The 8,254-nt window shown below is 53.6% G+C and carries 9 protein-coding genes; 6 read left to right on the top strand and 3 right to left on the bottom strand.

Annotated features, from left to right (window positions below; genetic code table 11):
- Positions 1-3: 3 nt before the first annotated feature.
- Entirely contained in the window at positions 4-1,191 is a 1,188-nt protein-coding gene (locus D6694_05490; GenBank protein RMH44727.1) for a formate-dependent phosphoribosylglycinamide formyltransferase, read from the bottom strand.
- 3 nt (positions 1,192-1,194) lie between these two features.
- Between D6694_05490 and D6694_05485 the strand changes: the two genes are divergently transcribed.
- Positions 1,195-2,223 carry a DMT family transporter gene (locus D6694_05485; GenBank protein RMH44726.1) on the top strand — a complete coding sequence of 343 codons (1,029 nt, stop codon included), beginning with the start codon at positions 1,195-1,197 and terminating at the stop codon, positions 2,221-2,223.
- On the opposite strand, the gene D6694_05480 is transcribed toward D6694_05485, so the two are convergent.
- On the bottom strand, positions 2,220-2,642 hold the full coding sequence (locus D6694_05480; protein ID RMH44725.1) for a glyoxalase: 423 nt from the start codon (positions 2,640-2,642) through the stop codon (positions 2,220-2,222). The genes D6694_05485 and D6694_05480 overlap by 4 nt on opposite strands.
- Between D6694_05480 and D6694_05475 the strand changes: the two genes are divergently transcribed.
- Positions 2,601-3,923, top strand: coding sequence for a methyltransferase domain-containing protein (locus D6694_05475; protein RMH44724.1), 1,323 nt, complete (start codon positions 2,601-2,603; stop codon positions 3,921-3,923). The genes D6694_05480 and D6694_05475 overlap by 42 nt on opposite strands.
- On the opposite strand, the gene D6694_05470 is transcribed toward D6694_05475, so the two are convergent.
- Positions 3,890-4,105: a YheU family protein gene (locus tag D6694_05470; GenBank protein RMH44723.1), complete on the bottom strand. Its 216-nt coding sequence runs from the start codon at positions 4,103-4,105 to the stop codon at positions 3,890-3,892. The genes D6694_05475 and D6694_05470 overlap by 34 nt on opposite strands.
- Before the next feature lie 68 nt (positions 4,106-4,173).
- Between D6694_05470 and D6694_05465 the strand changes: the two genes are divergently transcribed.
- The 4 genes from D6694_05465 to acnA all read left to right on the top strand — a co-directional run.
- Positions 4,174-5,811: an amidohydrolase gene (locus D6694_05465; GenBank protein ID RMH44722.1), complete on the top strand. Its 1,638-nt coding sequence runs from the start codon at positions 4,174-4,176 to the stop codon at positions 5,809-5,811.
- A gap of 258 nt (positions 5,812-6,069) precedes the next feature.
- Complete coding sequence (locus D6694_05460) at positions 6,070-6,588, top strand: SH3 domain-containing protein (GenBank protein RMH44721.1); 519 nt, start codon at positions 6,070-6,072, stop codon at positions 6,586-6,588.
- On the top strand, positions 6,585-7,430 hold the full coding sequence (locus D6694_05455) for a peptidase M48 (GenBank protein ID RMH44720.1): 846 nt from the start codon (positions 6,585-6,587) through the stop codon (positions 7,428-7,430). Before D6694_05460 ends, D6694_05455 begins: the two co-directional genes overlap by 4 nt.
- A 101-nt stretch (positions 7,431-7,531) precedes the next feature.
- Positions 7,532-8,254 (top strand): aconitate hydratase (gene acnA / locus D6694_05450; GenBank protein RMH44719.1); only part of this gene is annotated, 723 nt, incomplete at its 3' end.

Genomic DNA, 8,254 nt, shown 5'->3' with positions numbered 1-8,254 from the left:
GCGCTAGTCCAAAATCACTTTAATATTTTCCGCCACGCGCTGCGCCTTAGCCCGCGCCGATTCAATGTCACCGGCCTTGGCCAGCGCCACGCCAACCCGACGGCGGCCATTGACTTCCGGTTTACCAAATAACCGAACACCGGTAAATGGCTCAGACAGTGCTTCCTCGAACCCGGCAAATTTTATGTTCTGGCTGTGCCCCTCCGCCAGAATGACATGTGAGGCAGCTGGCGTTTGTTGGCGAATGGCTGGAATCGGCAGGCCCAGAATGGCGCGCACATGCAGCGCAAATTCGGACATGTTCTGCGAAGTTAAGGTCACCATACCGGTGTCGTGTGGCCGTGGCGAAACTTCGGAAAATATTGCTTGATCGTCTTTGACAAAAAATTCCACGCCAAAAATGCCGTGCCCACCAAGCGCATCCGTGATCTTTCTGGCGATGTCCTGGGCTTGCGACAACGCGACATCGCTCATCGGCTGTGGTTGCCACGATTCACGATAATCGCCATCCACCTGCCGATGCCCTATTGGCGCACAAAAACTGGTGCCTCCGGCATGACGAACGGTTAACAGTGTGATTTCGTAATCAAAATCGACAAATCCCTCGACAATCACGCGTGTTGCACGTCCGGTACGCCCACCAGACTGGGCATACTGCCATGCTCGTTCGATTTCACTTTCCGTGCGAATCACAGATTGTCCTTTGCCGGATGAGCTCATGACTGGTTTGATGACACATGGCAGGCCCAGCTCGGCGACCGCCCGCTTGACGTCATCAAGACTGTCGGCAAACTGATAGGGCGACGTCGGCACCTGCAATTCTTCGGCCGCCAAGCGACGAATGCCTTCTCGATCCATCGTTAGGCGAGTGGCCCTCGCGGTTGGAACGACACAAAACCCTTCGGCCTCCAGTTCGATCAGTGCCTCGGTCGCAATGGCTTCAATTTCCGGCACAATGTAGTGCGGCTTTTCTTTGCGTATCAACTGCTTGAGCGCCTCTCCATCAAGCATGTCGATGACATGGCTACTATGCGCAACATGCATCGCCGGTGCGTTTTCGTATCTGTCGACGGCGATGACCTCTATGCCATAACGCTGCGCTTCAATGGCCACTTCTTTACCAAGCTCTCCGGCGCCCAACAGTAACATTTTGGTCGCACCGGGTGTTAAAGCCGTACCAAGGACGGTCATAACATGTCTCCGTGCATGTTTGTCACTCTTCACATTCTGACAGATCAAAAAGTGACGGCCAACCATTTTGACCGTTTGCCACGCCTCACCCTCTTGATTTTGCCACTTGAAGTGGGCATATTCGCCGCTCGGCGATCAATGAGGTACGTCGTGTTCGAACTGCTTGGCGAAATCAGTGCCCTTGCCACGGCCTTGAGCTGGTCAATTGCCGTGTTTGCCTTTAAGCGACTCGGTGGTCGTCTGGATGCCGTTGCCCTCACGTTCTGGAAAGGTGTACTCGCCACCGGTGCCTTGGTGCCTGTGGCCTTGCTTTGGGGACGTCTTGACCAGTTGCATTTTGATGATGTCCTCTGGCTTTCCATCAGTGGCACCATTGGCATTACGATTGGTGACGCTGCCTTTTTTGCGGCCCTGTCCCGGCTTGGCGAACGCGACACACTGATTGTCACCGAAACCGCCGCGCCTATCTTTACGGCCTGGCTTGCATGGCTATTCATCCAGGAAGTGCTGTCGCTCTATCAATGGCTTGGCGTGGTGCTCGTCATGGGCGGTGTGGCGCTGGTGTTGTACCGCCCTTCACACAATCATCATCAGGCTAATCGGGCGATGATTCTGGCCGGTGTTGCTTTTGCGCTCCTTGCCGCACTGTGCCAAGCCGGCGGCGCCGTCATCAGCCGTGACGTGTTGCTTGCGCCCCATGTGTCGAGCATTGATGCAAGCCTCATCCGATTGGCCGTGGGCACACTATTCATCGCCCCGGTGTGGTACTGGCGCTCCGCCACGATTCGTGGTCAACTGACAGGCCTGCTACCCGGACTGACGACCGCCACATTTTTTGGCACATTCCTAGCCATGTTGTTGCAAATGGCCAGCTTTGCGCTGGCGCCGGCGGCGATTGTGCAAACGCTTTTTGCCAGCTCGATCATTTTTACCATGTTGATTGGCTTGTGGCACGGACAAAAAAGCGACTTGCGCGCCTGGCTTGGCGCCTTGCTCGCGCTTGTTGGTGTCGCCGTGATTATCTTGGCCTAATCCGTCGCAAATAGTCTGTCCATATCGGCAAAGGCCTTAAACTCAAGGGCATTGCCCGCCGGATCCTGAACAAAGCAAGTGGCTTGTTCGCCAGCTTTACCCTGAAACCGAATATGCGGCGGCAGCAAAAATGTCACCTGATGCGCCTCCAATCGCTGCACTACGGCGTGCCATTCCGGCATACGCATGACAACCCCAAAATGTGGCACCGGCACCTTGTGGCCATCCACGTCATTGTGTTTTCCCATTTGCCTCATGTCGGTTTGATGCAGCACCAGTTGATGGCCAAAAAAATTCAGATCAAGCCACGTCTCCGACGAGCGTCCAGGTTGACACTCAAGCACTTCGAGATAAAACGGTCGGCATGCGTCAATGTCATGGACCGGAATGGCCAAGTGGAATGGATTGATCACGCTCATAAAGCCCTCTCACAAACGTATTTGTATGCTTTATCATGCGACATCGGCGGGACGGTGTCATCCTTGTTTTGTTTTTCGTGTAAAATCCGGAAAAAATTTTCTTGGCTTTGCATGACCATTTTCGAAAGCCCATTTGGCAATCTTGTCCTTGAGCGCCAGCCGCCCGACCGGAGCAATACCCTACGAGCCTGGAACCAAGCCGATCTCATGCTGCTGAACGCCTGCGCTTCGTTACCCGACTGGCGAAAGGCGCGTCACCTTGTCGTCAATGACCGTTTTGGCGCGCTCACCTGCGCCTTGTTGAAAGGTGGGGTATCGCAGTTACATTGGTGGCACGACTCCGCCATGTCACTCAATGCCATGCAAGGCAATCTTGCGCGCAACGACCTAGGCGCCGACAACCTGTTCATCCACCAGATGCCAGCTTGCCCCCCAGAAGTGGATTATGTTTGGCTGTCTATCCCCAAACAAATTGATTTGTTACGGTGGCAATTGTCGTCTTTGCAAAACAGGCGTCATGCGATTCGGCAAATCACGCTCGGCATTATGACCAAGTATGAATCTCCCAACCTCGCCACCTGCCTTGATGAATATTTTGTCGAGTGGCACCGATCTCGAGCTGAAAAAAAAGCTCGGCGATATCATGCGAGCCTCTGGAAAACGAACGAGCCTGAACAGAATCAGACAGCATGGTATCGCACGGAATTTCCGGAACGCCGCTGTACATTATTCAATTTGCCCGGAACCTTTAGTGCGCAAAAAATCGATGTGGGTGGCCGGCTTTTGGCCGACTGTCTGCCGGACATCGCCCCTGAACGCGTGCTTGATCTCGGATGCGGAAACGGATTACTCGGTCTAGCGGCCATCGACAAATATCCTGACGCCGAAATCATTTTCGTTGATGAATCTTCCATGGCCATTGCCTCTGCACAAAAAAACGTGCAGCACAATCGGCCAGAGGAGCAAGAGCGCTGCCGTTTTCTCTGGTTCGATGGGACACAACCGCTGCATGCCTCCGACGTTGATCTGGTGTTATGCAATCCACCTTTTCATCAGCAAGAAGTCATCACCACCCGCATCGCGGAACTTCTCTTTCGCCGTGCTTATGAGTGCCTGAAGGTCGGCGGTTATTTGTGGGTGGTCGCCAATCGGCACTTGCCCTATCAACACCGATTCCGCACATTGTTTGGCGGTTATCAGGTGATCAAAGCCACCCGAAAATTTGTTGTCTATGGCATGCAAAAACGTCAACGTGGGAGTTCGTCTCGCCGCTTCAAATAAACACTGTCGTTGACCTCACTATACTCAACGACGAGTTCGCCTCGCGCGATGGCCTCCAGTGTTTTCTCAACCCAAATGTCGAACTGTGGACTTTCTTCAGTTTCCGAAAGCTGACTGATGACATAATGCTCAGCAATGCCCCGCAATGCCTCTTCACTAAGCAACTTGGCATCGATTAACATGGCAATTCCTGATAGTTTGTTAGGCACACTTAAAAATAACACGAACAATTCAGCGCGGGGAGGTGGCAATGAGACAATGGTGCTTGTCGCTTTTGGGCGTCTGGATGGCCTATGCTGCGGCCGAGCCGGTCGTGTTCACCAACGTCAATGGTTATACGCTGGATACGCACAACCATCTGCAGAAATTTCAGTATCTGGTCATTGATGGAGACAAAGTCATTGAGGTGGGACACACCCTCCCAGCGCGTTGGCAATCGGACAAGACCGTCCACATTGACATGCGGGGACGCACGTTGCTGCCCGGTCTTATTGACGCGCACGGGCACATCATGGGGCTCGGTTTTCAACTGTTACAACTGGATGTGACAGACACAAAATCGGCTGAAGACGTCGCGAATAGGGTAAAAGCCTTCGCAAAACGTCATCCGAAAGGCTGGCTGCTTGGACGCGGCTGGAATCAGGAAAACTGGCAAACACCTGTGTTTCCGACCAAAGCCGTACTGGATAACGTCAGCGGCGATCGCCCTGTTTGGTTGCGGCGTATCGATGGCCATGCCGGTTGGGCTAACAGCGCCGCATTGAGACTTGCTGGCATCGATAAAAACACACCGGATCCGAAGGGCGGCACAATTGTCCGGAACGAGAAAGGCGAGCCAACAGGCATTTTGATCGACAATGCGATGGCGTTGGTTGAATCAAAAATCCCAAAGCCGACCGCTACACAGCGGCTGAAGGCTTTCAAGCAAGCACAAGCCCACCTGCTCTCACTGGGCGTCACCGCGGTGCATGATGCAGGGATTGATGCCGACACTGAGCGACTGTACCGGGAACTACAACAGGCCAATGCACTGAATATTCGAATCTACGGCATGCTGTCAGCCACTCGACCGGATCTTGCCAAGCGATTACAGGAAGGTTTTTATGGCAATAGCTGCGATTGGTTATCCATTCGCAGCATCAAGGCGTACGCCGATGGCGCGCTGGGCAGCCGAGGTGCGCGGCTAAGCGAGGATTACCATGACATGCCGCACCATCGCGGGCTTTGGGTTAGCCAACCAGAGCGACTGGCGCAACTCATCACACTGGCAAGCACCTACAAATTCCAAATCAACATTCATGCCATCGGGGATGCGGCCAACCATTTTGTCTTGAATGAACTGCACACACGGCTTGACGACACGCAACGGAAAACATTGCGTCCACGCATCGAGCACGCGCAAATTCTCAAAGTTGAAGACATCCCTCGCTTCCGCCAATGGCACATTATCGCGTCAATGCAGCCAACACATGCCACCAGCGACATGTGGATGGCGGAGAAACGGCTGGGCAAGGCTCGACTCCAAGGGGCTTATCCTTGGCGATCGCTGCTCGATTCCGGCGCCATCTTGGCCTCCGGGACCGATTTCCCAGTGGAACCCGCCAATCCTTTCTATACATGGCATGCGGCCGTCACGCGGCAAAAAAGAGACAATACTCCACCCGGGGGCTGGCTTCCTAAGGAGAAAATGAGTGTGGTTGAAGCGTTTAAAACGATGACCGCTTGGGCGGCGTATGCCGGTTTTGCCGAACAGTGTTTAGGCAAACTGCAACCAGGATACCTTGCCGACTTTATTGTCACCGATCGAGATCCTTTCAAAGAAAAACCTGAGCACCTACATACAATCCGTGTGCTCGAAACTTGGACAGGGGGGATAAGACGGTTTTAATGCAACAGGTTTCAACATAGTTAACATCGCTCACCCGAAAAGCTTTTGCACACAAAAGTACGAGACAAGCGTCTATGCCAAGGATGGCTCGAACTAGTCCCAGCAGCATGACTGGAACCGTTCGCTCACAACTGGGTTTGGGCCTCCGTGTTTCACTCGCCAAAACATGCTATCTTTTGAAGCATTCTCATAACAATGTGCCATCCCAGTTTGTGGGCGCAGACTTGGTCTATTCGAACAACACAGGGAGGGATAACCGTGAAGTACCGGCCGCTCACCAGATATTTCAGCCTCTGGCTCGGCTTGTTGTGCATTAGCATCGCCAGCTGGGCAACAAACCAACCTGCCACCACCGTGACTGATACATCGGTTCGAAAGTTACCGTCTTTTCAGGCACCGATTGTGAAATCGTTGAAGAAAAATTCACCTGTTCAGCTAAGGCAGCGGCAAGGCGGCTGGTATGAAGTCATGGTAGACAACGCCATAGGCTGGTTACCCATTCTGGCCGTGCGACTGGCGCCAATCAACATCGGACATCGTACGGGCAGTGGCGTCGGCAAGCTGTTGGCCACCTTCTCCCGTGGGCCGCAAGCAATCGCCGCATCCACAGGCGTGCGCGGTTTGAGTGCGCAGGACATAAAGCGTGCGCGTCCTAATTTCGCGGCGCTCAATTACATGCTGAAATTGCGTGTCTCCGCTGACGCCGCGGCAGACTGGGCACGGCGACACCAACGTCACCCGCAACCAGTTCCGTATATCGAGGAGGTGCGGCCATGAGCAAATTAAAACCAATTTTAGCCGGCCTTATCGCCACCATGATGGTGGCAGGCTGCGGGCTCAAGGTGGGTGGTGTTGATCTCGGTCGCGTGGCACAAGTCGGCAAGCGCGCCTTCACCTCGGCGGAAAACATTTCGCCCAAAGAAGAATTTATGCTCGGTGCAAAAATGACCGCGGTATTGCTAGGTGGTGCACCGTTGCTGCCTAATGATGCCCTGCAACGCCACGTCAATCTGGTTGGACGCTGGATTGCCTCGCAAAGCGAACGACCAGATCTGCCTTGGACGTTTGCCGTCATTCAGTCACGTGATATCAACGCCTTTGCCGCTCCGGGTGGTTTCGTGCTGGTCTCAAGTGGACTGTTATCACTGCTGGACGGTGATGACGAATTGGCTGCTGTATTGGCCCATGAAATTGCACATGTGAATGACAAGCATCATCTGAAGGCATTGGACAAAACCAAGGGGTTAGACATTATTGGGCAATTGGCATTAGTGGCCGCGGATGCCTACAACGCAAACCATCAAACGTCACAAGTTGCTCGCCGGAACCAGAAAATTGCCAAAGGATTGTTGTCGGCCACGCAAACACTCTACGTCAACGGACTGTCCAAAGCTGACGAATTTGAAGCCGATGGACATGGCCTCGTACTGATGACGCGCGCGGGTTTTGACCCCTACGCCATGGTCAGTGTCCTACAAAAAATTGAGGCCTTAGATCCGCGAGACAGTCGAATGGCCTTGTGGCTTTCCACGCACCCCAAGACCACTGACCGCATTGCGGCCATTGCCAAAAAAATTGAACCGCTGCTCAGCCAGGGCATCGTTCGCATGAGCCACTGACGGGCCTGTTTGCGAAAAAGCCGCGCCACTTTCAAGCACCATCTGCGTGCTGCACTGTGCTATGTTATACGGCAAACAAAAATGAATTAGAGGACATCAAGATGACAGACAAATATCAAATGCTTGCCTCCCTGACCTTGGGTGACAAAAGATACCGCTATTACAGCTTCGCGCCATTGGCCGAAAAATACGATCTCTCGCGTCTGCCCTACAGCGCCAAAATCTTGTTGGAGAATTTGCTTCGGCACGCCGATAGCGGTTTCGTTGACGATTCTGACATTGAAACCCTTGCGGCTTGGAACACTGAAGCCCCATCGCAAACCGAGATTGCTTTTGTGCCAGCACGGGTCATTCTGCAAGACTTTACTGGCGTGCCTGCGGTTGTCGATCTCGCCGCGATGCGTGATGCCATGCAAGCACTTGGCAGTGATCCGCAACGCATCAACCCACTTAATCCGGCTGAACTGGTGATCGACCATTCGGTGATGGTGGATTATTACGGTACGCCAGATGCGCTTGAGCGAAATACTGAAATCGAGTTTGAACGCAATCGCGAACGCTACCAATTCTTGCGTTGGGGACAAAAAGCCTTTGATAACTTCAAAGTGGTGCCCCCTGGTCGTGGCATCGTTCACCAAGTCAATCTTGAATATCTGGCCCGCGTTGTATTCGCCGGTGGTGACAATGGCGACCTGCTCTACCCGGACACACTGGTCGGCACCGACTCGCATACGACAATGATTAATGGCCTCGGTGTCCTCGGCTGGGGTGTCGGCGGCATTGAAGCCGAAGCGGCGATGCTCGGCCAACCCGTGAGCATGCTC

The organism is Gammaproteobacteria bacterium, assembly GCA_003696665.1.
Classification (GTDB): domain Bacteria; phylum Pseudomonadota; class Gammaproteobacteria; order Enterobacterales.
Note: the sequence above shows the minus strand (reverse complement) of the source record. Positions and strands in the feature narration are given on the sequence as shown.